This is a genomic window from Duganella flavida, assembly GCF_009857445.1.
Lineage (GTDB): Bacteria > Pseudomonadota > Gammaproteobacteria > Burkholderiales > Burkholderiaceae_D > Rugamonas > Rugamonas flavida.
In genome coordinates, this window is sequence record NZ_WWCN01000003.1 from 274,561 (window position 1) to 299,521 (window position 24,961).

The 24,961-nt window shown below is 53.6% G+C and carries 23 protein-coding genes and 2 pseudogenes; 12 read left to right on the forward strand and 13 right to left on the reverse strand.

Annotated features, from left to right (window positions below):
- Positions 1-24 precede the first annotated feature (24 nt).
- The 7 genes from GTP46_RS05795 (at position 25) to GTP46_RS05825 (ending at position 6,169) form a co-directional block, all read left to right on the forward strand.
- Positions 25-510: a hypothetical protein gene (locus GTP46_RS05795; protein WP_161005672.1), complete on the forward strand. Its 486-nt coding sequence runs from the start codon at positions 25-27 to the stop codon at positions 508-510.
- Positions 511-521: 11 nt separating this feature from the next.
- Positions 522-1,214, forward strand: a complete 693-nt coding sequence (locus tag GTP46_RS05800) for a metallophosphoesterase family protein (protein ID WP_161005673.1) — start codon at positions 522-524, stop codon at positions 1,212-1,214.
- A 54-nt stretch (positions 1,215-1,268) separates the two neighbouring features.
- On the forward strand, positions 1,269-1,931 hold the full coding sequence (locus tag GTP46_RS05805) for a hypothetical protein (protein WP_161005674.1): 663 nt from the start codon (positions 1,269-1,271) through the stop codon (positions 1,929-1,931).
- Between the two features lie 157 nt (positions 1,932-2,088).
- Positions 2,089-3,378 carry a type II toxin-antitoxin system HipA family toxin gene (locus tag GTP46_RS05810; protein ID WP_161005675.1) on the forward strand — a complete coding sequence of 430 codons (1,290 nt, stop codon included), beginning with the start codon at positions 2,089-2,091 and terminating at the stop codon, positions 3,376-3,378.
- Positions 3,379-3,488: 110 nt separating this feature from the next.
- Complete coding sequence (locus GTP46_RS05815) at positions 3,489-3,734, forward strand: hypothetical protein (RefSeq protein ID WP_161005676.1); 246 nt, start codon at positions 3,489-3,491, stop codon at positions 3,732-3,734.
- Positions 3,735-4,307: 573 nt separating this feature from the next.
- Complete coding sequence (gene yjjJ, locus GTP46_RS05820; RefSeq protein ID WP_161005677.1) at positions 4,308-5,657, forward strand: type II toxin-antitoxin system HipA family toxin YjjJ; 1,350 nt, start codon at positions 4,308-4,310, stop codon at positions 5,655-5,657.
- Between the two features lie 116 nt (positions 5,658-5,773).
- Positions 5,774-6,169, forward strand: a complete 396-nt coding sequence (locus GTP46_RS05825) for a DUF2384 domain-containing protein (RefSeq protein WP_161005678.1) — start codon at positions 5,774-5,776, stop codon at positions 6,167-6,169.
- Between the two features lie 482 nt (positions 6,170-6,651).
- On the opposite strand, the gene GTP46_RS05830 is transcribed toward GTP46_RS05825, so the two are convergent.
- A complete protein-coding gene (locus GTP46_RS05830) occupies positions 6,652-7,683 on the reverse strand; it encodes a DNA-binding protein (RefSeq protein ID WP_202414158.1) in 1,032 nt (343 codons plus the stop codon).
- Between the two features lie 192 nt (positions 7,684-7,875).
- Between GTP46_RS05830 and GTP46_RS05835 the strand changes: the two genes are divergently transcribed.
- The 5 genes and pseudogenes from GTP46_RS05835 to GTP46_RS05855 form a co-directional block, all read left to right on the forward strand.
- Positions 7,876-8,844, forward strand: a complete 969-nt coding sequence (locus tag GTP46_RS05835) for a site-specific integrase (protein WP_161005679.1) — start codon at positions 7,876-7,878, stop codon at positions 8,842-8,844.
- Between the two features lie 25 nt (positions 8,845-8,869).
- A complete protein-coding gene (locus tag GTP46_RS05840) occupies positions 8,870-9,679 on the forward strand; it encodes a hypothetical protein (protein WP_161005680.1) in 810 nt (269 codons plus the stop codon).
- Between the two features lie 16 nt (positions 9,680-9,695).
- Positions 9,696-10,253: a hypothetical protein gene (locus GTP46_RS05845; protein ID WP_161005681.1), complete on the forward strand. Its 558-nt coding sequence runs from the start codon at positions 9,696-9,698 to the stop codon at positions 10,251-10,253.
- Positions 10,254-10,292: 39 nt separating this feature from the next.
- Entirely contained in the window at positions 10,293-11,333 is a 1,041-nt protein-coding gene (locus GTP46_RS05850) for a hypothetical protein (protein ID WP_202414159.1), read from the forward strand.
- A 337-nt stretch (positions 11,334-11,670) separates the two neighbouring features.
- Positions 11,671-12,120, forward strand: a pseudogene (locus tag GTP46_RS05855) (integrase core domain-containing protein); the annotation flags it as partial.
- Between the two features lie 38 nt (positions 12,121-12,158).
- On the opposite strand, the pseudogene GTP46_RS05860 reads toward GTP46_RS05855, so the two are convergent.
- The 12 genes and pseudogenes from GTP46_RS05860 to GTP46_RS05915 all read right to left on the reverse strand — a co-directional run.
- A pseudogene (locus tag GTP46_RS05860) lies at positions 12,159-12,383 on the reverse strand (transposase); the annotation flags it as partial.
- Between the two features lie 148 nt (positions 12,384-12,531).
- Entirely contained in the window at positions 12,532-13,806 is a 1,275-nt protein-coding gene (locus GTP46_RS05865; protein WP_161005682.1) for an EAL domain-containing response regulator, read from the reverse strand.
- Positions 13,807-14,517: 711 nt separating this feature from the next.
- The gene (locus tag GTP46_RS05870; RefSeq protein WP_161005683.1) at positions 14,518-14,790 is read right to left on the reverse strand and encodes a hypothetical protein; all 273 of its coding nucleotides are present in this window, start codon (positions 14,788-14,790) and stop codon (positions 14,518-14,520) included.
- Between the two features lie 290 nt (positions 14,791-15,080).
- A complete protein-coding gene (locus GTP46_RS05875) occupies positions 15,081-16,010 on the reverse strand; it encodes an alpha/beta hydrolase (RefSeq protein ID WP_202414160.1) in 930 nt (309 codons plus the stop codon).
- A gap of 16 nt (positions 16,011-16,026) precedes the next feature.
- A complete protein-coding gene (locus tag GTP46_RS05880; RefSeq protein WP_202414161.1) occupies positions 16,027-18,216 on the reverse strand; it encodes a TonB-dependent siderophore receptor in 2,190 nt (729 codons plus the stop codon).
- A 96-nt stretch (positions 18,217-18,312) separates the two neighbouring features.
- Complete coding sequence (locus GTP46_RS05885) at positions 18,313-20,442, reverse strand: TonB-dependent siderophore receptor (protein ID WP_161005684.1); 2,130 nt, start codon at positions 20,440-20,442, stop codon at positions 18,313-18,315.
- A 100-nt stretch (positions 20,443-20,542) separates the two neighbouring features.
- On the reverse strand, positions 20,543-21,970 hold the full coding sequence (locus tag GTP46_RS05890) for a PepSY-associated TM helix domain-containing protein (protein WP_161005685.1): 1,428 nt from the start codon (positions 21,968-21,970) through the stop codon (positions 20,543-20,545).
- A 16-nt stretch (positions 21,971-21,986) separates the two neighbouring features.
- A complete protein-coding gene (locus GTP46_RS05895; protein WP_161005686.1) occupies positions 21,987-22,163 on the reverse strand; it encodes a hypothetical protein in 177 nt (58 codons plus the stop codon).
- 129 nt (positions 22,164-22,292) lie between these two features.
- Positions 22,293-22,682 (reverse strand): DUF2946 domain-containing protein, encoded by a 390-nt coding sequence (locus tag GTP46_RS05900; protein ID WP_161005687.1) that lies wholly within the window; start codon positions 22,680-22,682, stop codon positions 22,293-22,295.
- 108 nt (positions 22,683-22,790) lie between these two features.
- Entirely contained in the window at positions 22,791-23,573 is a 783-nt protein-coding gene (locus GTP46_RS05905) for a hypothetical protein (RefSeq protein ID WP_161005688.1), read from the reverse strand.
- The gene (locus GTP46_RS05910; protein WP_229258812.1) at positions 23,573-24,322 is read right to left on the reverse strand and encodes a nucleotidyl transferase AbiEii/AbiGii toxin family protein; all 750 of its coding nucleotides are present in this window, start codon (positions 24,320-24,322) and stop codon (positions 23,573-23,575) included. The genes GTP46_RS05905 and GTP46_RS05910 overlap by 1 nt, the downstream gene beginning before the upstream one ends.
- Positions 24,304-24,780, reverse strand: a complete 477-nt coding sequence (locus GTP46_RS05915; protein ID WP_161005689.1) for a helix-turn-helix domain-containing protein — start codon at positions 24,778-24,780, stop codon at positions 24,304-24,306. Before GTP46_RS05915 ends, GTP46_RS05910 begins: the two co-directional genes overlap by 19 nt.
- Positions 24,781-24,961 lie beyond the last annotated feature (181 nt).

A 24,961-nucleotide genomic window follows, 5' to 3' on the forward strand; every position in this document is an offset into this window, starting at 1 on the left:
TCCTTGAGCTGTTGAGGGGTAGCTATGTCGATGTGGGGAAATGATTCAGGTGGTCGTGACACAAGCCATCTCTATCTCGGATTGGCAATGGGAGCAGTAGACCGCGCCAACCGAGCAGAAGACGAAAATGATAAATTATACGCAGCGGTTGCTGATGTCTACGCAAACAAAATCGTGTGGCAGGCAATTGCGATAGCATATCGGCAGCTCTGCGAAGCGATGCTCGATGAGCTCGCATCGGCTACTGAACCAAAGCACCTAAACAACCCAGCGCATGCCGGCACGCGTACTCTTTTTATCCGGAACGCTCTTGAGCAACAAATCAGCGGTGCCACAAAATTCTATCAAGACAATGGTCACGCCAAGAAATGGCCGGGCCTGCTCGATAAAGTTAGAGGTAGAGCCTTGACGAAAGTCGAAGATATGATTTTTAAAATGGATTTGCATGCCGACGGACACTTCCGAGCGGCGCGACGTAGGGCCGGCAGTACAGGCAAACGCAATCGATAATGGGAGGAGCTGTGCACACCCAAAAGAACATGCCGGAGATCTGGTTTGCTGGAGATTGCCACGGCAAGTTTGCACATATCGTGTCTGCGGCACATAAGTTGCGGCCAGACGGCATTGTGTTCCTGGGGGACCTTGATTGTCCAAGTCCGCTGCAAGACGAGCTCGGAGATTTGCCTGAGCATATCGAAGTAGCGTATATCCCCGGCAATCACGACAGTGATTCCGAATCGAATTGGGACAATCTAACAGCCAGCGGATTTCTAAACCTGCACAGCACTATTGCAAAGGTAGCCGGCGTGCGCATCGCCGGTCTGGGGGGCGTATTCAGAAAGCCTTGGAACCCGCGCAATCAGACTGTGGTCGATCCATTATTCAGCGGGGCCGAATACGCAAAAACGCTCGGCAAAGGAAATCTGTTCCGAGGCGGCTTACCACTGCGGCACCGTACGACGATTTTTCCCGCTGATGTTTTTGAGCTCTCCCAACATTCGGCGGATGTACTCGTTACTCATGAAGCACCTGATCTGCACGAGCTTGGATTCAATACGATTACTCAACTCGCCCAGCGCATGCGTGTAGCGAAGGCATTTCACGGGCATTTACACCAGTCGATCAGTTACCTGTCAAGTCCATGGCAGGCGGTGGGTTTCCGCAGCATCGTCAACCTTTGCGGAGAGGTCATTTACCCTGGCGGCGATACTTGATGCAGCCATCCAAAGTTCGCGTCGCATACAAATCAACTCACGGTAAAGGTCGAAATGCAAAAGGTACTTTCACAGCAGGCAGTCGAAGAAGATGTCCAAAAAGTGATCTCATCACTCGGCACTGTCCCAACCGTTACAGCTATTGAGCTTATTCGTGCCTTGCAGCAGAAAGAGCGCGCGCCCAATATGGCGCCGATCATCTCCGCATTTCTGAGTCATGCAACAGCGGATCTAATTGCGCGCATCTGTCTCGCTCCAGATGCGAATATGAAAGAAGTGTCTAATTTAATCGAGTCCATTGTTGCATTCGCCGGCAGTATTGGCTGCAGCCGTACGTCGACACTCGATATTGAGCTGCGGCGTGTGTTCGTTCCAATGGACTTTCCGGCCCAGCCGCGGGGGGCAGCGCTTAGCGGAGCAAATCCCAAGGTGGCCTTGGTCTCATACGGCGGCAAGTACTACGAGCCAGGCACAGCGCCGCCAGAGGTACTATCGCGCTGGGAGGTGGCCGAAGATCTCGCGCATCAGTTTGTTGAGAGATGCAGAATAACTGAAAAAGGGAAGTATTCTCATCTGTCCCGGCATGAAATCCTTCAACAGTATTTAGACAGACTACTTCAGGCTGGTTGGGGAACCGACTCCGACATGCGTTGGGTCATTCGCAGAACCGCCGTTTTGCTCGAATGGGATATTCCCGATGAGGCAAAATTACGCTAGCCCGCGCAATGAGTTACCGTGTGAGTTTCCGGCTCGGTCTGAAGTCGCCGATGCCAGTTCCTGAAACTACCGCGAATGATCACTGCAAATATCAAGGACGCATGATCACTTTATGGGTCCGTTCGAGCGTCGATGTATCTCTTGCGCGAAAGTTCTAATGACTGCTGAGTCCTGTATCGTCTTCGACTGTTCTCATCCTGATGCATCGATCCCGATCGGACACTTCGAAATCGACATGCACGGCGACGGGCGCTTCGGATACGGATCGCAATATCTGCAAACTTCGCACGCGTTTTCACTTGATCCAATCCATGTGCCCTTGCAAACACCTGAAATCGTTGTCCCTCGTAGAGGGGATGGAACGTATGGCATTTTCTCCGATGCGGGCCCGAACGCTTGGGGCGCTCAGCTCACTATCAAACTGTTACGTGAATCAAATAGCCGCGCGCCACAGAACCTGGTTGAATGGTTCCTTAGTTCGTCCCATCACGGTTCCGGCTGCCTTGGCTTCTCGACTGATCCCAGCACGCCGCCGCAGCTCAACGACGATATTCAATCTTCCCGCGCACTTTCAGGCAAAGCGTTGCAAGAAGTGGAGGCATACACGGATAATCCGGCGATGCGAATCGATGCAGAAACTGCACATCTTCTTTCCCCTGGCCGTAGCCTGGGCGGTGCGCGCCCTAAGACGGTGGTCATGCATGATGGCACAGAACACATTGCTAAGTTCAGCAGATTAAATGATTTGTTCGACGTACCAGCCGCAGAGTATGCCACGCTGAGGCTGGCGACCAAGGCAGGTATCAATGTACCCAGTTTCGAGCTCATCAATATTGGGAAGCGTTCTGTTCTGCTCATTGATCGATTTGATCGCGTGGAGGGGAGTCGTATTCACTACGCAAGCGCACATAGCTTTCTCGATCCGAAGCCGCTTAGTCCTCATGGTCGCGAGTACGTGACCAGTTTCTCGTACGCGGGAATCGCCGAAGTATTGCGGCTCTATGGCGCGGATGCTCGTACGGATGCGCATGAACTATACCGGCGCATGGTGTTCAATATCATGGTGGGCAATGTTGACGACCACTTGCGGAATCACGCTTTCCTGCTGCACCAACATGGCCAGTACCGTCTTTCGCCAGCCTTCGATATCGTACCCCATATTGACGCTGCCAACCGACCGCAGAGCATTGGAGTCGGTGAGTTCGGACCAGCGAGCACGATCGTGAACGCACTTTCGCAATGCGGCCGCTTTCTACTGACGCAGTCTGAAGCACTTGAAATCATCAGCGAGCTGAAGGACGTCACATCCACCTGGCGTGATGAATTCCGGTATGCAGGCATGGCGCGGTGCGACATCAATGCGCTAGCTAGCTGTTTCACTATTGCTGATGCAGTTGAGCGGCAACAAGTGCAGGCCAGCATTTCACTTTTGGCGGCGAAGCGCTGAGCGGTGGCGCGAGTAGACGAAATAGATGACCAGTCCGATGATGAGCCATGCAGTAAAGAATAGCCAGGTCGTCGTCTGAGGAAGTACATTAATCAGAATACACAGTAGAGATGAAAGGTAAGGGTTCGGTGCCGAAGTCTATCCGATTTGACCAGGTGAAAGTGCTTACCGGCGACACCAAGATCTTGGGGGGCACTGCCGCAGAGTGGGATGCTGCCTTTACGGGCAACATGCGACAGACGCTTCAGCATGTAAAACAGCTGGTCGAAAGCGGGGCAACGCGCGATATCTCGACGGCAGTAACTGATGTAGCCAGCACTGTTTCTTCGGCGCATCAATGGTCCAAAGACCGGTGACATTAATCTACTGGGGTTAGATACTACCCTAACAGTCGCTCCATCGCCGAGGGAACGTTGTCCGGCCCAATGGACTTCCCTTGCAGCAGGCGATTTACATCTAGGATCAAGTGCCTCGGGACTAGTACCCACTCGGCATCTAGTCCAGCAGCCAAAGCATCAATTGTGGAAACACGCGCATCAATTTTGCTATTGGGCGACAGCACGGCAGCGATGCGCGGCCGATTAATGCCTGTAGTCTCTGAGAGATATTCCTGGGTCCGCTGCAGGTTTGCACGACGCAATCGTAGTTGTTCGATTAGATTCATAGAGGTTCCTTCCGCAAAGTCTGGTCAACGATACTCTTTATTAAGCGAAATGTACACTTTGCGATACATAACTTATCGGTTTGTACGCCATAGTGAACATTCAAACTCTAGTGTGATTTTATTGTTTTGCCTACTGTGCCAACCTGCTTGATTGTTTTAATAGATCATTTTGTGCCATTTTTTCTATTCAAATATTTATTCAAAAACAGGGAAATCTACTATGAGAATAAAATGATTTTCCATATTAATTTAGTGATTCAGAATCGTGAGAAAAACTTCAAACGCTGACAAACTAGACTTGCTTCTGAAACAGGGGCCAGAGAAAGCGGCATTTTTCCTAAAGGAACTTGACGTCAGCAAGTCAACCTTTTCTCGTCTTTGGACTAGTATTCGAGGTGGTGTTGTGCTGGGGGCGGGCAAAGCAAGGCAATATGCATCGAGGCGCCATGTTTCAGGAGTCGATGCTCCCATCCCTGTGTTTCGTGTCTCAGCGGAGGGGCGGGTCGATCCAATAGGGTATCTTGATGTTTTACAAGGTGAGTTCTATGCAATGACCTCAATGGCGGGTACTCGTTATGAAGTGTATAAAGGCACGCCTTTCTTCTTTCGAGATTTGCGTCCACAAGGCTTTCTGGGGCGTATGGCGCCTGGCAAACATCGCGACTTGGATTTGCAAAACAACATTCTCCGTTGGACAGATGAGCAGGTCCTTCAGTACATCTCCAAGCGGAGTGAAAATGCTGTGGGCGATCTGATTTTAGGGAATGAGTCCTACGCAAGATATATCAATTCCATCGCAACAGAAGAAGCGTCAATCATTGCCGATGAAAATCGTGCACTTCGCTATCCGGTATTGGCGCAAAACTCCATGCAAGGAGAGGCTCCAGCGGCCTCAGCAGGAGGAGAGCAGCCGAAGTTTACTGCAGTAATTCGTCGCCAAGGCACGGAGGACTTGGTGGAGCATGTAATCGTGAAATTCTCCCCAAAAACTAGCACACCGTCGGGAAGACGCTGGGGAGACCTGCTCATATGTGAGCACCTGGCGTTGGCCGTACTAGCTCGTAACGGAATCGCCGCTGCGCAAACCTCAATCCTAGAATTGGATGAACGTGTATTCCTCGAAGTCGTTCGATTTGATCGAGCTGGATTGAGGGGACGCTGCCCAATGGCGAGTTTCTCAGCTCTTGACGGTGATCTGGGCATGATGGACCAGAATTGGACGGCTGTTGCGCGTGAGCTTGGCCGCATGGGAGAGCTACCGGACGAAGATATTGTCACGGTGGAGATTCTAGATCTTTTTGGGTCATTAATTGGAAATACCGATAAGCATCACGGCAATATAGCCGTCGCTTGGACACTAGAAAAGAAACACCGCTTGCTTGATGCTTACGACATGCTTCCAATGCTATATCGCCCCAATTCTGATGGGGAAATAGTTGACCGTGTGTGGACGCCAGCCTATTTGAGGCATCTAGAACTTAAACATCTCCCTCTATGCTATGGCATTGCGATCCAATTTTGGTCAAATGTCCTGAAGGATTCCAGAATATCTGATGAGTTCAAGGGTATAGCTTATCGTCACCTTGAGGCCATGAAACCATTTACGTCAGGTTGACACACTGGCGGCCACAAGTTCGATGCAGATAGGGCGATTCCAATATGATGGTCGTGGAGTAAAATCTGTTTATGCTAGAGTCGAGGCTAAGATAGTTAATCTGCGGAGGACGAATAATGAGCGGTCGAACGGAAGCGATCCCTGTATTTGGACAAGATTTCGAGCAGCTTCAGGTGTTTCTTCTTGATGATGATGGCGTTATATCCCCCATCCGCTTCGCGCGCGTATTCAGCATGAATCTCACGGCACTGGCCGGTGCTGCGCAAGTGTCGATGGAAAAGCTCTGCAAGACGCCGAGCGACGAAGTGGTTCAACGCCATTTGCGCGAAAGTCTTCAAATTACCTGTGCTGCAACTGGCGTTGCACAAAGTGTTGAACGCGCACTATTTTGGCTCAAAAATACACCTATTGAGCCTTTTGGTGATAAGACTGGCTACGAGTTGGCGTCAGAAGGCCGAACAGGCGATGTGCTGCACTATATCGACTCTCTGCAGGCCGGATTCTCCGGCTGAGGCGTACTAGATCAGACTAAAAAAAGACCTCCCACAGGCTTGTGCGACTAAGAGTAGAAATTGAAAATTGCCCTGCGCAGCGGTGCGTTAAATATCCGAAGCGGATGCGAGAAAATTGGTATAGGCCCAAATTACCATCTCAGTTACTTCCTGTATCTCTCGACGCCGAATGCACCCCGGTTAAAAATCGCTTACTGTGTTTGGTCGCGACGCGGTTAATGGAAGGGTCTGTAATCATGAATTGTTCAACCTGCTGCGGCGCCAATGTCGTCCATCAGAGCAAAGCGCTGCACTACACCCACGACGATCGTGCGCATGCCCCTGGGAAGCTCACAGGCTACTTTTGTCAACAATGCGGCACGATGCTAACTGGGCAGCCGGGGTTGACTGGCGCCAAGCTAGAGGCGTGTCGCTCCTTTCCGGCGCTTGTCTTGACCGAGGCCCAACGCGCGGCGCGACGCGAAGCAGGCGGGGTGATCTAATCAAGTGGGGATACGCGACGTTTTCCTGGCTGCGAGAAGTTCCTGTAACTGAGCATTCATTTTTTCCTGCATCTCGACCTGGGTGCGCGCTTGGGCAAGTGAAAGCTCAAGAGTCCGCACCTGCGACGACTGCTTGTCTTGCTCGCCAAGACTGGCCGTAAGCTGGTCCCGAAGCTCTACAGCGCGTGCCTCACGCTCGCGCATCTGGGTGCTCAGCTGTTCGTAAGCAGACTGGATAGCATGCAAATGTTCGAGCTCATCAACCTGTCGTTTTGCGTGTTCTTCGGCTGTACGTAGTGCCTGACGTGTGTGAGTGAGTTCCGTCATAAACCGTGCGCCATCGCGGTTCAAAATCGTTATCTCATCATTCTTGCCAACCAGACTCTGGTTGGCCTGACGCAGCTCCGCCTGCAGTTGCTGAACCTGGAGCTCGTGCCGGCGCGACTCAGCCTCCCGTTGCTCTTTTGCCGCGAGGCGATAATGCTCCAACGCGTCGCGCGCATGCTGGTGTTTTTCCTCCAACGAACGGCGATGGGCTTCATTTTCCGCCAATCTTTGCGATAGGCTATTGGCTTCCTGTGCTGCCAACTGACGGGCGGTGGTCTCCCGCGAAAGCGCTTCCTGTGCGTCGGCGAGCGCAGCTTCGTAGTGTTTGTTTGCCTTTTCGATTGCGGTGATCTGCACGCCCAGGCGTGCGTTCTCTGTTTCAATGGCTCGTATAGCTGCCAGTTGTTCCACCGCTTGGGCTTCAATGACGTTCGTTCGCGCAGCGTAGCGTTCGTCCGCTTCCTCCTGAATTCGAGCGGCCAGTCGCTCAACCAAATCAGTCAGGGCCTCGCTAAGCGAAGTGCGTTTTTTATCCACAGTGCCGGCTTCCTCTTCCAGCTCGCGCAAATACTTGTGGATGGTGGTCTTTGAGCCGGTGTTACCCAATTCAATACGTACTGCGTCAATGGATGGGCGCTGGCCTTTAGCCAGTAGTGCGTCCCGGGCCTTCTGGACTTCCGATTTATATAGGCCTGAACGAGCCATACTGCCTCCATTAGTGAAATACCGTACTGCAATATGTACTACATATTTACGTACTATTTTAACGCAAATTTAGCGAAATATGATTCCGAAATATCAGATTAGATAAGCTAATCTTATCCCGTATGATGCCGAATTTGGGCGTAAAATCTGCCCAATCTAGTACGAAATGGGCAATTCGCCCAGACAACGCCCATGACGATAAACCAGGCTCCTGACGTCGAGTTTTACCTCGATGCCGCCACCCGGAAAAACACCCGCCGCAGCTATGAGGCTGCCGTGCGCCATTTCGAAGTGGATTGGGGCGGCTTTTTGCCCGCCAGTAGCGATTCGATCGCCAAGTACTTGGCAAGCTATGCCGGCACGCTGGCCACCAGCACCTTGACGCATCGCCTGGCGGCCCTGGCACAGTGGCACATCGAGCAGGGCTTTCCGGACCCCACCAAGGCGCCGTTGGTGCGCAAGATACTGCGGGGCATTCGGGCTGAGCATCCAGCGCAGGAAAAGCAAGCCAAACCGCTCCTGATCGAGCAGCTTGATCGGATCGATCGCTGGCTTGCCGATGCCATCACGGCTGCGCGTGATTCTGGCCAACGCGGCGAGCACTTGCGGCACACGCGTAATCGGGCGCTGGTGTTACTGGGCTTCTGGCGTGGCTTTCGCGGCGATGAGCTCACTAGTCTACAGGCCGAGCACGTGCAGCTTGCCGCCGGCGAAGGCATGAGCTGCTTCTTCCCGCGCACCAAGGGGGATCGTCAGCACAAGGGTGTGACGTTCCACGCGCCGGCACTGGCACGGCTGTGCCCGGTGTCTGCCTATCTGGACTGGATCTCGTTGGCGCACATCGAGAGCGGTTCCGCATTTCGCAGCATTGACCGCTGGGGCCATGTCGGCGATGATGGACTGCATCCCAATAGCCTGATACCGTTGCTTCGCGCGATTTTCAGTAAAGTCGGCGTCGACGGCGCCGACGAGTACAGCGGTCATTCCCTGCGCCGCGGTTTCGCGAACTGGGCCGCAGCCGACGGCTGGGACACCAAATCCATGATGGAGTACGTGGGCTGGAAGAGTATTCAAAGCGCGATGCGTTACGTTGACAGCAGCGACCGCTTTGCGCGCCACCGGCCGGCACCGCTACGGCAGATTGACGACGCTGAACAATAAGACTTCAACAGGCCAAGGGGTATCGATGTTCAAGTTCCAAAAGCTTTCCAACTACGGCACCAGCACGCCGGCGGTAGCCAGAACTGTTTTGCAGGCCAAGCCCATCGTCGATGTGTTCAACTGCACGGCGGAGCAGCGAAACGCGCTGCTGGAAAAGCTCTTTGACGTTCAACGCCACCTGTTGAAGTGCGTTGAATGCCGCGATAGCCTGGCGGCAGAAATCGAAGAAGAACGTACGAGCTACTTGATGCCGCAGGCCGACGATCCGCGTGCCAAGGGAGCGTATACGCTGCCTGGCGTGGGTGATCTCCAGTCCAAGGGCGATACATTCTTGCAGTCGGCCAAGTTGGCCATCGCAGCCACCGGGGACATGACCGAGCCGTTTTATGGCAAGGGGTTCGGCCACAAGTACCATCAGTACGCTGCGTGGGCGAAAGAGAAGTTTGGCGCCGCTGACACCTTCACCACGTCGGTAGATGGCGCTGTCCCATTTGTCAAAAGGATCGTTCAGATGCGCAATGCCGTGGATCATCCACGATCCGAACCTGGAGCACCGATGGTCTACGCCAATTTTGATATGGAATTGGCCGACGGGAGGCCGCACCTTGTCGCGCCAGCTTGGTCCCTGACTGGCGAAACATTGCGTCCCATGTTGGATGACTTCGATCGGATCATCGAGTCGATCATCACGCTGGGCGAGCAAATATTGATCAATCTGTTTGAGAAATTCCGGATGGCGCCGATGATTGTGCTTGCCGAAATTCCGGTCGAAAAGCGCCGTACCGAAAACCCCATCCGACTGATGGTTGCAGCAGCTGGGCATCCGCCGAACTAACGATAGGCGGCGCACCATGACTGGGCATAAACAAACCATATCGAAGGCCGATGCGGCAAATCGGCAACTGGCCGTCGCCATCCGAATGTACCTCAATGGTGGGGACATGGTCGCAATCCATACACTGGCCTGCGCCGCGCGCGAGATCTACGAGAAGCACTGCCAAAAGGCCGGCATCAAACGCTTTTATGATGAGATCGCGGCCACCTATCCAGACAGCACGCAGAATCAGATCTTTGACATTTTAAATAGCACCCGCAATTTCCTGAAGCATCCCGATTCGGACGGTAATCTTGACGCCGTGATCGAGTTAAGCGATCGGGACAACAAGCTGACGCTGTTTGTGGCCGCCTATGATTGTGCATGCTTGCTTGGCGAACAGACGCCGGTGATCGTACAGGCATATAACGTGTGGATTCTGGCGACGGAACCAGACCTGCAAGGCGCGTGCACTACCGAAATGGAAACCAGATACCCCGGTCTGGTGAGCGGTTCGGCAGAGGAGCAAAAGGCCATCGGTTTGCGCTTCGTCGAAGATGCGCTATCTGGAAAATTTTTGGGTAACGAAGCATAGATATTTTTACGTAACCCTGCGCATGTTCAGACAAGAGCAATGAAACCCCCATTCAAGAAAAAAACTCTCGCGGTGGTAATTGACCGGACTTTTGCGCTCGTTCACGCGACACCAATCTCGGTCGGAGCGTCACGGCAGAAGATTCGCAAACAAGGGCCTTTTAAGTTGCCAAGTATTAGTCCAGACCATCACTATTTTTGCCACATATTGGGTGGAGTGCTGGAGTTAATCGCTGAACTCCCGGACTTTTCCGATGACAGCAAGATCGCCGTAATGTCCGATTATGGCGGCGAGCATAGCGATGCACATTACAGCACTTATTCTTTTTTGTTCGTTGCACTAAATAAGAACGGTCCTTTTCAAACGCACATGCAAGAGCTGAGACGGAAGCACAAGATCCTCGATCGTTATAGTGAATTCAAGTATAAAGATCTCAAATACGGCCCAAGGAGTCGCGCACTTCCCGAATATCTCCAGCTAATCGATAGTTTCATTCACGGAGCCGTCGTAACCGTGGTGATCGACAAGTCGATAGGATCAGTCTTTGGGACGACCAAAAGTGAAGGACACGCAGCGATTGCGAGACAACTCGAAGGCGGTGACTTTGGGAGTTGGCCTGGCCACGTCGGCGAAAAGGTGATGCGTGTGCTGCATATTCTTGCGGCGTTTACGGCGGCGCTGACGTATGACCAGCAGCGCCTGCTCTGGTACAGCGATACGGATCAGATCAACGACGATGCGAAGGACCGTTCATTTGCACACGTGCAGAAACTGTTCGAGAGAATAGGTGCGATGTACATGACCCACGGGTTCGATGTACTCGGATTTGGGAAATCGTTCTCGGAGAAGGGCTATCTCGACGACCTGTTAAGCGTACCTGATTTAGCCGCCGGTATGCTACAGGATCTTCTAGCGGCCAGAGATTCCGGAACTGAGATTCCCGGCGGGGAGGAAAAACTCGCGGTGCTGAAGTGGCTTGCAACACCTGCCAAGTTTCTGTCGAAAATACATTTACGCATTGCACCTAAGGAGGACGGCACCTATGAAGGTCAAGTTCTTACCCTTGAACCAAAATGGTGAGCTGCATGGTATAGGCGGGACCGGGGAGGATAGGTCAGCGAAAGGCAACAGTCCATTAAGCAATTTTTCTATTACATATCAATTGGTTAGTTCGATTTCTGCGAAAAAATCCGTAATCCCGACCATCCCTCGGGTTCAGCAAAAAGTCACACCAGTACGCTATATGGGCGAAACAGGGGTTTGGAGTAACACCTAACTTCTCATTAAATCAGCTACTTACAGCCGGATTTGAGTATTTTCACACGAATCCCGGCCAACCCTCTAAGGGATATAAGGATGTGATCTCTTATTACTTTTAGGCTTATGTGTCATTTCCGCCTTTATCCCGGCACACCCTCTGCATGACCAACTGGCTGATGGCCGCAGCATCCGCTTGTTCAACGTCATCGACGACTACAATCGCGAAGGACTCGGTATCGAAGTCGACTTCTCGCTGCCGTCTGAACGGGTGATCCGATCGCTCGACAGGATCATCGAGTGGCGAGGTAAGCCCCAAGCCATTCGTTGCGATAACGGTCCTGAGTACATCAGCGCGGTGACCTTGGCTTGGGCGGCGAAGCATGGTATCCGCATCGATTTTATCCAGCCAGGGCAGCCGCAGCAGAACGCTTACGTTGAACGCTACAACCGCACGGTGCGCTACGACTGGCTGGCGCATCACCTGTTCGAAACGCTTGATGAGATACAGGATTTTGCAACCCGCTGGCTGTGGACTTACAATCACGACCGGCCTAACATGGCACTCGGCGGTATCACACCAAAACAGAAGCTCGCCCTGGCCGCTTAACCCTACTTTTAGCGCGCTCTAAAAATGGGGGGATTACCCAGGCGCTCTTCGGCATACATTTTTTTCAGGCGACGATTTTCATCTTCCAGCTCTTTCATGCGGGCCATGAGCGAGGCATCCATGCCGCCGAACTTGGAGCGCCACTTGTAGAACGTGGCGTTGCTGATGCCATGCTCGCGGCATAGTTCCGGGACAGGGGAGCCGCTTTCGGCTTGCTTGAGGATGGCAATGATCTGGCTATCGGTAAAACGGGAGGTCTTCATGCAGAACTTTCAAAAATCTGAGTTTGGAAAATTCTACTTTTAAACGCAATCATTTGGTGGGGGGATTACCGAGTCACCGTATCGGAAATCCTATAATTTCGTAGCTTTGCGATAGAGATTTCGTACCGGTACGGGGCTTTTCAGCTGCTTAGAAAGCTTGCTTGTTCTCATGTATTGCGTGAAAGGATCTGTCGCTGCTGACGCCGGGATGCTGCATTTTTTCCCAGCTATTTTTCCACTCGATCAAATCGTCCGCCTTCATCGGCTTGGCAACAAAATACCCCTGAACTTGGTCACACCCTGAACTTGCCACCAAGTTCCAGTCTTCCTGAGTTTCTACGCCTTCCGCCACCAGATTTAAGTTGAAAATTTTCCCTAACCGCACCGATGATTCCAATATCATTCGGGCAGCATGGTCCTTGCTGGCGCCATCGACAAATGCCCGATCAATTTTCAACTCGCTAAAGGGAAGCTGTTTAAGATTTTCCATAGTAGAAAATCCCGTACCAAAATCATCGATAGACAAGTGAAAGCCTTTTAGGCGCAAACGAGTCAATATTTCGAGACTTAATAAAAAGTTGTCCATTAATCGCGTTTCTGTCATTTCCAAAACAATATGAGTTGGAGGGACACCCGCTTCGGTACTAATTGCCTGAAAAATCTCTGGTAAATCCAGTCGATTTAAATTATCCATCGAAACATTTACTGCAATCTTAAAGTCATAGCCATCTCTCAACCAGCGACCCAGTTGTGCCGTGCCTTTTCTGAGTATAAGCAACGTCAACTCATCTATAAGACCATACTCTTCAATCAAAGGTATAAAAGCAGCGGGAGGTAGCAGTCCGCGCGTCGGATGACGCCAACGCGCCAGGCATTCCACACCGACCATCTGACGCTGCTCAAGTAGGACTTTGGGCTGAAAGTAGATTTCTACACGGTCCGCAAGCAAGCCATCTCGCATATCTTCAGCGCTCAGTCGGTCTGCGTATTCTTGTGTTCGGCGGATGCTTTGGCGATTACCTAACCTTCCTAATGCAGCAACCAAGGCACTGCGGTTGAGCGGCTTTTCAAAAGCCCCTAAAACATGCAGTCCATGAGCTTTTGCAAGGCGTTCTGCTGCGACGCGAACGGAAAGGTCCATCCCTGAGTGCAGAATGACTCCACCCCGAAATTCGGTCGAGGCAGCAAGTCGAAGAAATTCAATACCGTCCATGCCTGGCATTGCCAGATCACAAACAAGTAAATCTGGCCGTGTTTGCTGGAGGAGCCATAGGCCACGCTTACTATCGGACTCGATCACGATATCAAATGTACCTAGCTCGTCAAATGCAGCTGAAATATAGTCAAGCATGAAAGCGTCATCATCAACCACCATCACGCGAAGTGCAGTCTGATTGGGTCTGGTTGGAAACAGTTGATTCATACAATGCCCTTTCAACTTCGACGCGTGTCTTATTGTCACGATTGCGCAACATTAGCTTAGCCACATCTAAGTGTAGCCTTCTTGACACGCAACATATACGCACATTCTCACACTAAGTAGCCCCCTAGAAGTCGAATTGGAAATTTCTTGTTGATTTGCTGAGATGGCCCCGACACCACCAAATCGGATCAGACTATCCGATGCGTGTCAATGTCGGATAAGGACATACATTGCACTATGGGCAGTGGGTGAGCATTCGGGTGAAAAACTACCTAAAGATCTAGGTTTGAGTAGATTAGCGGTGGGTTACGTGATCGAAAACTCTGCGCTATGTTTAGCATGCAATCTCGCGATGTCCGAGAAAGAGGTGACGCGACTTAATGAAATTTAAGAGAAAATGACGCAAGTTAATACATTTGTTTCATTTTTAATAAATACAACTACTAAATATGCACTCTAGTTTTTATCGTGTTTTGAAACCGGAAATTGTCCCCCACTGGCTCTGCCCCACGCTATAATCCACCAAGCTGCTTTTATCTTTTCCTCTGGACGGGTTGAGGAAACCAATCTCTCTATAGCAATCGTCATTCGTTGAATAACATATGATTCGCGAACGAGTTAGAGTCTTACCATTTTAAACGTCACTTTGGGAGGTGGGTGGCTATCTAAAATAGAATTATCGATTCCATTATGCTCCGAGCACTTTATACATTAGATGGCGTCCACCACGGTCTCATAGCTTATGAAAGCGATGATCCAGCTCCCGAAGGGCTGTGTCGGGTGAGATGGTATAAGCTCATCGAGTAGTTTGGTCACTACTTTGCACGTTGGATGATTTTGCCCGAGTGGTTCGAAAAAAGGAAGCTCGACGCTGAATAAGACGAATGTCCCATCATCTAAAATATCGATTTTTGGTAATGGCCAACGCCCTTCAGTGGCGTCAACGAAAGCGGCTGCGGCAATCTGTGCCAGTTGCTTATCCATAGTCACACTCTCTTCTATCCAACCCGCCCTCATATGGAATGCATGTCATTTTAACATGATGGAGACGATGGGGTGAATGATATTGTCAGTCGTCCCTTTGGTTACTTCAACTGCGAGCAGGTCAGCACCGGCCGCCTTTTGCTCCGCCGACGCACTGGGAGGGGAAGACCAAGAGGCAGTGGTCTATGAGTTCTTGGATTTATGGCGCGGTTCTTCATTCCTACTTCTCACCTGAGGTTATGAAATGCGCTTTCGCGGTGCCGAAGACATCGCGTGAACTACGCCCGCGCTTATCTTGGGATACCGGGTGCTGGCCCTATGAGACCGCGAGACTGCATCCACCAAACCAGTTCGTCGAACCAGTGGTCACTAGACATGCCTTTTTGCTTGAGATCGAATCCGTGGCCGCCGCGCTCGTAGACGTGGATTTCTGCAGCCACTCCCGCCTGCCGCCATGCTGTATATAGCTGTATCGCATCGTTTGGCTGATATTTGTCATCCGACGCAGCAGCAATAAAGGCCGGTGGCGCATCGATTGGGACTGGAGTTCGTAGTCCGCCATAAAACAAGGCGACGAAGTCCGGCCTAGATACCATGTCGCCGATCGCAAGATCCGCTGCAAGGAATGCGCCTGCGGAAAAGCCTATAAAACCGACTCGCCTGGAATCGACACCCCATTCTAACGCGCGCTGCCGCACGATTTGCATGGCGCGCGCGCCATCCTCTACAGCATGCTGCTCACCCGCAAAGCGTGGTATCTCGACGGGAGAGCCGCTTTTCGCCCGCGCCATAAGTGTATCCATTTCTTTAATATGGACTTCCGGCATTTGCATCGGATCAGGGGCACTTCTGATCGTCCGGTATTTGAGCACGAACGCTGTAACGCCAAGTTGCGCCATTCGACGCGCGACCGCCGTGCCGCCGGCGTCGTAGCCTAGCACAACGAAGCCTCCTCCGGGAGCGACAATCATCGCTGTTCCGTTGACGCGGCCCGGGGTAGGACGGAATAGTTCAAGCGTCGCTATGCTGACGTTGCGGATCATGGCGTCACCCGTCTTGTCCAGCTGCTCCCGGATTTCGGGAACGCCGAGCGGGGTAATCTTACCTTCAGGATAGATCGGAATAATCAGCCCATCGCCTGTGACGGTTGTCGCAGTGACTGTCGCCGAAAGTAGCATCGCCACGATACTCAGGCTGACTTTTTTGATGGAGTGGTTCATAAGCATTTGTCGGCTTTCAGAACTTGGTTTTAAGGGTAAGGAAGGCCGAACGGGGCTGGACCGGCATGACGAGTGGATTCCCGAAATACTGGTAGGTGTCAAACGAGCGCCGGCCAGCCAGATTAACGACTGAAGCCTGAATCGTAAACCGTCCGAGGTCGTAAGCAGCCTGAGCGTCGATCATGGCGTAACCAGGTACGCTCAACGTGTTGGGCAGCGTGAGCTGACGGGTACTGAGCGCAGTTATTCCCGCGCCAAAAGACAAACCTTCGGCAGCACCGTTAAGGATGCGGTAGTGCGCAGCGAGACGTCCGCTATTGCGAGGCACCCGGGTTAATTCGCTGCCCACCGGAATCGCATTATCCGCTGTCACCCGGGTGTTCGTGTGGGCATAATTGGCAAGCAGCGACAGCGCCGGCGTTGGTTCCCAGATCAGGTCGGCTTCCACTCCGCGCGCACGTTGCTGGCCAGTCTGGATATTGAACCCCACGTTGTTCGGATCCGCCGTGGCGACATTATCGCGAGTCTGGTTGAAGACCGAGAAAGTGCCCGACAACCCGGCTGTCGGTAACGCCAGCTTTAGGCCACCATCGATGTTCCGGGAGGTCTCGGGTTTGGGCACTGCGACGCCAACGAAGCCAAATGCCGCGCGAAAGGCCGTCGCGTAGCCTGCAAAGAGCGCAACGCCGGGAGCGATATCCAACGTTGCCCCGATCCTGGGCGAAAAACGATGGTAGGAGTCATCATTGGCCACGCCGATATTGCTGGCTTCCTCGAATTTGAGTTGCGTATAGCGCAGCGCGCCCGTTACATGTAGCCGGCCGTAGGTCGCCTGATCCTGCAGATAAAAGGCGATCGTCCGATAATGGTCTGTCTGCAGGTAGTTGACCGGCAATTGCGGCGTGTAGATCACGTCATAGACCGGCTTCGCCAAGTCGATTGTTCCCTCGGGCGTATCGCTCACGAATAGTCCCATATTGCTGGAGAAACGGGTCCAGTCGTAATCTAGACCTGCGAGGAAGGTATGCGTACCGCCGAGCATTTCCACCTTCGCCTGCACGTTCGCGTCGAACGTCGCTTCTTTTGTATCGGTGATCATCGTGATCGGAAGGATCGGGTAGACGGTTGGCGTGGCCGGGTCAGGCGCCATCATGTCTGGATCGACGAAGCTGCCATACTCCCGGATCGCGCTCTTGTAATAGCGGCCGCTGACGGTCAGCTTGACGTCATCGGAGAAGCGGTGGCGCAGCGTCGCCTGCCCCATGTGGTTGTTATTCGTGGTCAAAGGCTGTGCCAGCGGCGATCCAGGAAAGGCATTGCGGTCGATCTGTCCCGCCAGCGCCTGCCCGGCCGGCATGCCCGAGTATTCGAGCTGGCTCCGGTGATTGGCCTGGCCTTGAAGCAGCAGATCGGTCGCGGGATCGACCTGGAATGACAGACTGGGCTGCAACGACCAGCGTCGCCCATGAACCTGATCGATCCAGCTTTCGTTGTTCTGGTATTCGCCAGCAATCCTTGCGGCCACGCCAGGAGCAATCGGTACGTTGATGTCACCGGAAGCGCCCTTGTTGGAATAGCTGCCAGCGCGCATCGCCAAGAAGCCGCCAAGCTTGTCGTTTGGCCGCTCGGATTCAATATTGATGACGCCGCCCAGCGGCGTGCCCAGACCGCCGCCGTAGAGGGTGGCGCTCGGCCCCTTGAGTACGTCAATCCGCTCTACGCCCACCAGGCTGGTCGGATCGAACGCCTGCTGGTTGCCTGCGTAGATCGGCAGGCCGTCCAGATAGACCTCGGCAGGAAAGCCACGCACGAGCGGAGAAATCAATAGCTGCTCTTCGGAGCGCGTAGGAACCACGCCGGAAACATTGATCAGCGCCTCGCCCAAGGTGCGGCGGTCTTGATCCTCGATCAGCGATCGAGTCAGCACTTGCACTGACTGCGGCACCTCGATCAGTGGCGTGTCGGTGCGCGTCGCCGCCGTTGCGGTCGGTACAGCGTAACGCTCGCGCCTTCCTGTTACGACAACCTGTTTCATTATCCAGCTCGATGCATCCTGTTTTTGATCGGTTGGCGTGCCACCATGATCGGTGGTTGCATCCAGAACGGGAGAAAGGTCTGCGCCCGGAGCGGCTGCGCCTTTCGCGCGAACGTCAATGCTAGTGGCAAAGGCCGCGGCCACACAAATGCACATATACGTTTTTTTCATCTTATTTTCTGATTCATGTCGTTAGGCGCCGTCATGGCGCAGGAGAAATTCAGGGTTGTCCTTGGTTTAGCGCGCTAAATAAATAGGTGAGCCGTTTCAAAAACGATAGGTGACCGTCAGCTGTGCAGACAGCGGCCGGCTAGGATCGAGCGTGTAGTTGAAGACACTTGCCGATCCGCCGGTGTAATACTTGCGATCGAATAGATTAATGACGTTCAACTGCGTCCGCCATGAGCCGCTTTGATATGACAACGAGGCGTCGGTGCGGACATAGCCGGGCAACTTGTAGGTATTGGGGAGATTCGCTTCCCGTTCGCCGACGTAATAAATGCCAGCACCCACACCCAGCCCTTTCAGCGCTGCGCCCTGGAATTCGTACGTATTCCAGACGCTTGCGTGGTGGCGCGGGACATTGGACAGTGCGTCACCGACCGGCAGGCTGTTGTCGCTCTTCACGAAGGCATCGGTATAGGTGTAAGCAGCGATAAGTTTCCATGCCGGCGTGATCGATCCCGCGATGTCGAATTCGACTCCCCGGCTTGTTTGTTTTCCAGTGAGTACTTGACGCGTCGGATCGAGCGGATCGCTGGTCAGAATATTGGTGCGCTTGAGGTCGAATGCCGCGAGGGTTGCGTTCAGGCGATTCTTAATCAATTCTTGCTTTAGGCCGACTTCAACCTGTTCGCTGAGCTCGGCTTCATACGTACTACTGGTCACGCCGTGGGCGATATTTGGGGCGTGGCTGCGGCTCCAATCCGTGAACAGGGCAGTACTTTCGGTCGGTTGCCAGACCAAACCAATGCGTGGCGAGAAAGCATTCTGGCTACCTCTTGCAACTTCCGATCCGCCCAGCAGCTCACGGTTTTCAAACCGGTCACCACGCAAGCCAACATGAAGTTTGACCTGCGACGTAACATCAATCAGATCCTGAACATACACCCCGAGATCCTTGCCTTGGGCTTGATGGTAAGGGCCCGATGCCGATGCAGCCACGAATGATGAAACGTAGTTGGGGTTGAACAAGTCGAGCGTGAACTGCGATACCGCCGAACCGGCACCACCTTGCTCAAGGTAGCCATAGTCAATGCCGGCGAGCAGAGAATGTCTAAATGCACCGGTTGAGAAATTGCCGAGCAGCTCGGCCTGCGCCGAATACTGCCTCGATGCCTCATTGGCGCCGCTATAAACCGAGACGTCGAGCAGGTTGCCGCCCGTGTATGAGCCGCTGTCCGGGAAGCTCTGTTGGGATAATTGGTGCGCATGGCTGTAATGTGCTGCGGCCCGCACCTTCCATTGAGCGTTGAGCGCGTGTTCGAATATCAGCGTCGCAGCCTCGGTGTCGTTTTTAGCAAAGTCGCCTGCCACGCCGGGATAGACGCCATCGCGCAGCCCAAAATACCGGATGCGGGAAAGCGTCGCGTAATTTGGGAGGTTTGGGACGCCAAAATCAAAGCCATCACGATTCAGATGGTTGAATTCGGTGAGCAGCGTCAGCGAGGTTCCACGGCCGTTATTCCAGCTGATCGCTGGTGCGATTGACCACGAATCGTAGCCCGCGTTATCGCGGAAGGTCGAGTTCTTTTCATATGCGCCGTTGAGGCGGACGCTCAAGCCGCTGTCGAGACCCTGATTGACATCAAGGGTCGAGCGGCGCAAGCCATAGCTGCCCAGTGTCAGACCGACTTCACCGAAGTTCTCCGGCCCCGGTCGCTTGGAAACAGTATTGACGTAGCCACCTACCGCGCCGACACCGCCGTACAGCGCTCCGGCCGCCCCCTTGAAGACCTCCATCTGTTCAATGTTTTGTACATCACGGAATGCCAGATAGCCGTAATTGCGGAAGCCGTCCCTAAGGCCGTTGTTTTCGCTAAAGCCGCGGATATTAAAAAACGTCGCGCCGTTGCCACCGTAATTCGACTCAGCCAGCACGCCACTGACATTGTCGAGTAACTGGTCAGTGCGGGTAACGCCGCGGTCGCGTAAGACTTCGTGAGGAACGACCTGAATCGACGCCGGTAAATCTTTCAATGGGATCGCTGTGCGGCTCGTGCTTTCGGCAACTGCAGCCTGATAGCCGGGATCAGCATCAGCATGAACAAATACAGTGGGTAGCTCTTTAGGGGCGGTTGCGTCAGCCGACCAGGCGATCGAGGCATTAGAAGAAAACGCGATACCGAGCGCGATAACGAGCGGGCGAGCCTTGGTGCTGTTGCATTCAAATTTCATTGTGAATTCCGATTAATTATGTGTAGTTTGCGTATTGGCTTGGTATTTTTCGGGTTGAGATGCCTGTCGGCTGCTGGATAGATCAGCGCCAAAGGATGCATCACGGCGATTTCATTTGTGCAGAAGGGTGTCGCACCGCATCAATGAGGCGGTCGAACAGCAGCACGGCCACCATTGACAGACCCAGTAGCGGGAAGCAACAGCCCAGCACAACGGCGATTACCACTACGCCTTTGGCCAGCCGATCACCTTCCTTGCGCGCCGGCGCGGCCAACTTGCCGGTGGGACGACGCTTCCACCAGGTGATGATTCCGCTGACGCAAAGTGCGATTAGGGTCAGGCAGCCAGCAAGCATGACAATCAGGTTGGGCGTGCCGTACTCGGCCCCCTGGTGCACGCTGACACCCCACTCGGTGATGCGGCCAATGGGGCCGATGCGGTTGGCGCCGATATCCATCAGCACCTTGCCGCTGTATTGGTCAATGTGTACTACCCGCTGCCCTGCAACTTGGCCTGGCGTGCGGATCGCGGAATAGACACCGCGAGGATCGCGCGGCAGCGCCAGACGGTAGCTGCCATCCATCCCAATGCGGGCAAGGTCGGCCACCACCGTATCCGGAGCGACGACGACGGGATTGTTCAACACCGAATAGCTGCTGGTGCCATGGCTGGAATGCGCCATCGCTTTATGTTGCGCGTGCGGGTCGTCCGACGCCGGGACAGATTCCTGCTGCTGTGTCCAAGGTAACTCGCCAAGCTCGGCAGCTGGCAGCGTGGACTTGGGTACACCACGCCACATGCCGTTGGGCACGCCAAGATCGTGTGCGCTCAACCAGGCGTTAACGTTCTTGCCCCAGACCACGGACCACGGCATTCCTGTCAGCGCCAGGAACAAGATGACGACGCCCGCAAAAACGCCAGTGACTGCGTGGAGATCACGCCACCAGATCCTTCCGGCCGCATTGGGACGAATAGACACCACACCAGCAGTTCGTCCACGTGGCCACCACAGGTAAATTCCCGTCGCCATCAACACAATGATCCAGCTGGCCACTATCTCGATGACCACATTACCCGCGTCGCCGGCGATCGCCAACGAATGAACGTGCTTGATGATGGTCATGATGCGGTTGCTTTCGTCGATCGCGCCCGTAACGCGCCCCGTACCCGGATCAACAAACACCTGCAGCGTAGCGCCGTCAAGTCGGATGACGTCGACTTGCGCGTTGCGGCCGCTGTCTGCCGGCGGCGTGTAAGCCTTGGGTTGTCCAGGATAGGCCATCAAGGCTTGGGCAATGATCCTCGTAGGCTGGAGACCTTGGACCTCGCTTGCCGCCGCTGGCCTGAGCATTTCGGACGAATAAACAATGTCGTCGATCTGCTTGTGAAATAGGTATATGGCGCCTGTCACCGCAAGCGAAAAAATAAACGGCACACAAAGGACGCCGGCAAAGAAATGCCAACGCCAGATGCGGCGATACAAGCCAGGCGATCCAGCTGTGGTGTTGGGTACGTTTTGCGTACTCATAGTTTTACCTCAATAGTTAATGGCTTATCTGCGCGAGAGGGATGAGCTTCAGTGAGTGAGACGGCAGCGGCGGCAGGCTATAAGAGGCGAAGTAAAAAAACGCCAACGCTGCAAATGCGGCTGCGTTGAAGCAACGCAACGCTCGAAGGACGAAGGCGAGCGAGTTCAGTGCAGAGATACCTGATTGGTTCATGGCAATCCTCGTTAAACAGGTTCAGATCGCCGCCAGATTTATGGCGGCATAATGCACCGGCAAACCGGGCATAAACTGGAGCTGGAGATGTGACCGCGTCAGCGCACCAGAGTGCTGCTGAAGGCTTGGTCAGGCGAGGAAGGGAGGCGCGCGCGGGTTGGCGGTGGACCACGCATGCAGGGAGTGTGGTGCGGCGTAAAACAGCGGTGGATAGATTTCGCGAACGGAGTCGATGGCAAAGACAAGTGATGAAGAGCCCGTCAATGCAAATGTGCCGCCATGGGTGACGCAAAAAGCACATTGCTCCATTCCATGTTTGGCTGTGGCCGGCTTTTTGCTACTTTCGGAGTCAGTAACTTTGACTACTTTGTAGCCATTGACTGTACAGATTTCCAAGGTGACGGCGGAGTCGGTTCGGGCGGCCAGCGCGTGCGAAATGGTCGGGGCGAGCGCACTGAACAAGATGGCCAGTATGGCGATCCAGATATGCAGTGTTTGTCGCTTTGCCGTTCTGATCATCCTGATATTATAGTAGAAAGTTGTTCTCGATTACCGTCAAGGCAGGCTATAGGGCAATTTGTCCTATTATCCGTATCCTCCATTTGAACAATACCACCTGGTTCAACTCTAGAACAGATCGTCCAAAATGCGTCGCGTCAGGATGGGGCAGCGCGTGATGTCCCGTGCAAAATAGTAGCGATGGCAGCCGTGGACCGCTTGACCGTTGATGTCGGCGACTTGCCTGAAGCCGATCTGTTGGTTACGATGTCCCTCGACCAGCGCGATAGTCGGCGACAACGGTAGTACGGAACAATCCGAAAAATTATCTGGCACCAAAAATTCGGCTTCGTCCGACGTCAAAATGCCCCATCTTTTGCCGACCATTCTTTCACGCTCCCGGCGCATCTCCATCATAAGGCGAAACCCTGTCATGAATCGGCTCGGGATGGTATTGTCCGGCGCGGCGAACACATACCCGTTCGCCTCCAGAATCTCCTGAGTGTCGATCGACATTTCGCGTTCCGGCGCCACAAAGTTTAATCTCGCGTCAGGAATAGGATTAAGGAAGCGCTCGTGCCGCAAGGTCCACAGGAGATACAAGTCGGTGACGGCCTGATTCATCATGGCATCGAGAGTGGTCACGGCACCGGCGACGATCTTTCTTGCTACATCCTGGTACCGGTCCTCAATTGCTTTCATGAACACGGCTTCGGCCTTTTGATCCCAAAGACGACGCGCACAAAAATACGAATTTCCGGGTGCAAGCCACAGATCTTTCTCACCGCTCTTCCGGCGCACCTGCACCGTTCCTTTATCACCGGCAAAACGTGCGATGCACGACTTCGGAAATATGTGCTGGTCGATCGTTAGCCTGTGTGGATTGCCATTTTGCGGCTTTGGATAGCGCATTAGGGCCTCAGGGGAGCTGATTCGTCGCACGTGTCTACGGTGGAGGATGAGGCATCATCGGGCCCAAGACCCGGCGCGTCGAGCATAGCGACAAGCATGGTCTTCAAAGTGGCACAGGCTTGGTCGAAGCTTGGATGAAAATTGAGAGCGTCGACCGCTTCAAATTGCTGTTTCAGTTGCGCGTACCGCTCTTCAAGCTGCTCGAATACTGCTGCAGCATGCCTGACCATGAATTCACGCGCCGGCATAAGTACTTCCGGTTCACGCTCGGCAATCAGGGCGAAGTCGAAGATGTCGCGCCCCGTAATGCGATCACCGCGATGCCACATCTTTTTGGCGATAATCTCGACCGACGTCTCCACGCGCACCTGATGTCCCAGGACTGTCTCAACTTCAAAGCCAGGGGTAGTCAGATTCGGCGCGGCGACGAAGTCGATTTCGCCTTCCGCCAGATACAGCTTGACGTAGCCGGCAGTTTCCACGTAATCAGTGGTGATCGACTCTGCTACATCGCTCAGTCGAGGCGTGACAAAGCCAAGCGACTGCGGGTCGGGAACGAAGATGTCGATGTCCTTGCTGAAACGGTGGCCATAGCGCAGCATGAGAACGGTGCCGCCACCGAATGTCCAGAATGGATCGGCGCGACCGTGTCTGGCTATCTCGCCGATAACCTTCAACGCTTGGTCGAACAGGGTTTCCCAAGTCCGTGGAACTCCCGCCGCGCCGGCCATTACCAGACTGCTCTGCATACTTTCCATTGCTTCGCCCATAGACTGAGGTTTTTCATGATCTTCTTCGTTGGAACCTCAGGCGTGGCCGCCTCAGAGACCGCTTTTACGACGACAGGTAACGGCGTCTCATCAAGCAAGGCCATCAGGTGCGGATGAAACTGTTCTGGTGCTACGCCAGAACGCAGCATCATCGACAACATGTCTGGGGTGACAATGTCCCGATAGCTGGTGCTGATGCTACGGGCTGCGACGGCCAGCGCGCTTTTCATGCCGGATGGTTGCACGGTTTCCATGTCGAGGCCCAGAACATCCATGACTGCTTTTAGTTTCGTGTAACCAAGGTCCTTCAGCGTTCCGTTCTCCAACTGGTTGATCGTCACGCGGGAGAGGCCAGCGAATTTGGCCACATGTTCCTGCAGCAGGCCCGCTTGGACACGCTTGCTATGGATTTCACCACCAATCTGGACAAGGTTCATGGCTCCGCCTAATAATGTTAAGTATGTTTAACATTATATCTTCAAAAATCGAAATTCCAAGATTATAAGTATGCGACAGTTCGTCGCTTGCCTGTTGGCAAGTCGCCAGAAGCGCAGCAGCTATAGCACGGACGATGGAGCTAGCTCCAATTGGTGTCGTAGATATTTTTTGATCCAGAAA

Excerpts from the sequence above, each read along its gene's own strand:
- GTP46_RS05795 (WP_161005672.1), top strand. The coding sequence starts at position 25 with ATGTCGATGTGGGGAAATGATTCAGGTGGTCGTGACACAAGCCATCTC.
- GTP46_RS05805 (WP_161005674.1), top strand. The coding sequence starts at position 1,269 with ATGCAAAAGGTACTTTCACAGCAGGCAGTCGAAGAAGATGTCCAAAAA.
- GTP46_RS05810 (WP_161005675.1), top strand. The coding sequence starts at position 2,089 with ATGACTGCTGAGTCCTGTATCGTCTTCGACTGTTCTCATCCTGATGCA.
- GTP46_RS05815 (WP_161005676.1), top strand. The coding sequence starts at position 3,489 with ATGAAAGGTAAGGGTTCGGTGCCGAAGTCTATCCGATTTGACCAGGTG.
- GTP46_RS05825 (WP_161005678.1), top strand. The coding sequence starts at position 5,774 with ATGAGCGGTCGAACGGAAGCGATCCCTGTATTTGGACAAGATTTCGAG.
- GTP46_RS05830 (WP_202414158.1), bottom strand. The coding sequence starts at position 7,683 with ATGGCTCGTTCAGGCCTATATAAATCGGAAGTCCAGAAGGCCCGGGAC.
- GTP46_RS05835 (WP_161005679.1), top strand. The coding sequence starts at position 7,876 with ATGACGATAAACCAGGCTCCTGACGTCGAGTTTTACCTCGATGCCGCC.
- GTP46_RS05840 (WP_161005680.1), top strand. The coding sequence starts at position 8,870 with ATGTTCAAGTTCCAAAAGCTTTCCAACTACGGCACCAGCACGCCGGCG.
- GTP46_RS05845 (WP_161005681.1), top strand. The coding sequence starts at position 9,696 with ATGACTGGGCATAAACAAACCATATCGAAGGCCGATGCGGCAAATCGG.
- GTP46_RS05850 (WP_202414159.1), top strand. The coding sequence starts at position 10,293 with ATGAAACCCCCATTCAAGAAAAAAACTCTCGCGGTGGTAATTGACCGG.
- GTP46_RS05865 (WP_161005682.1), bottom strand. The coding sequence starts at position 13,806 with ATGAATCAACTGTTTCCAACCAGACCCAATCAGACTGCACTTCGCGTG.
- GTP46_RS05870 (WP_161005683.1), bottom strand. The coding sequence starts at position 14,790 with ATGGATAAGCAACTGGCACAGATTGCCGCAGCCGCTTTCGTTGACGCC.
- GTP46_RS05875 (WP_202414160.1), bottom strand. The coding sequence starts at position 16,010 with ATGAACCACTCCATCAAAAAAGTCAGCCTGAGTATCGTGGCGATGCTA.
- GTP46_RS05880 (WP_202414161.1), bottom strand. The coding sequence starts at position 18,216 with ATGAAAAAAACGTATATGTGCATTTGTGTGGCCGCGGCCTTTGCCACT.
- GTP46_RS05885 (WP_161005684.1), bottom strand. The coding sequence starts at position 20,442 with ATGAAATTTGAATGCAACAGCACCAAGGCTCGCCCGCTCGTTATCGCG.
- GTP46_RS05890 (WP_161005685.1), bottom strand. The coding sequence starts at position 21,970 with ATGAGTACGCAAAACGTACCCAACACCACAGCTGGATCGCCTGGCTTG.
- GTP46_RS05895 (WP_161005686.1), bottom strand. The coding sequence starts at position 22,163 with ATGAACCAATCAGGTATCTCTGCACTGAACTCGCTCGCCTTCGTCCTT.
- GTP46_RS05900 (WP_161005687.1), bottom strand. The coding sequence starts at position 22,682 with ATGATCAGAACGGCAAAGCGACAAACACTGCATATCTGGATCGCCATA.
- GTP46_RS05905 (WP_161005688.1), bottom strand. The coding sequence starts at position 23,573 with ATGCGCTATCCAAAGCCGCAAAATGGCAATCCACACAGGCTAACGATC.
- GTP46_RS05910 (WP_229258812.1), bottom strand. The coding sequence starts at position 24,322 with ATGCAGAGCAGTCTGGTAATGGCCGGCGCGGCGGGAGTTCCACGGACT.
- GTP46_RS05915 (WP_161005689.1), bottom strand. The coding sequence starts at position 24,780 with ATGAACCTTGTCCAGATTGGTGGTGAAATCCATAGCAAGCGTGTCCAA.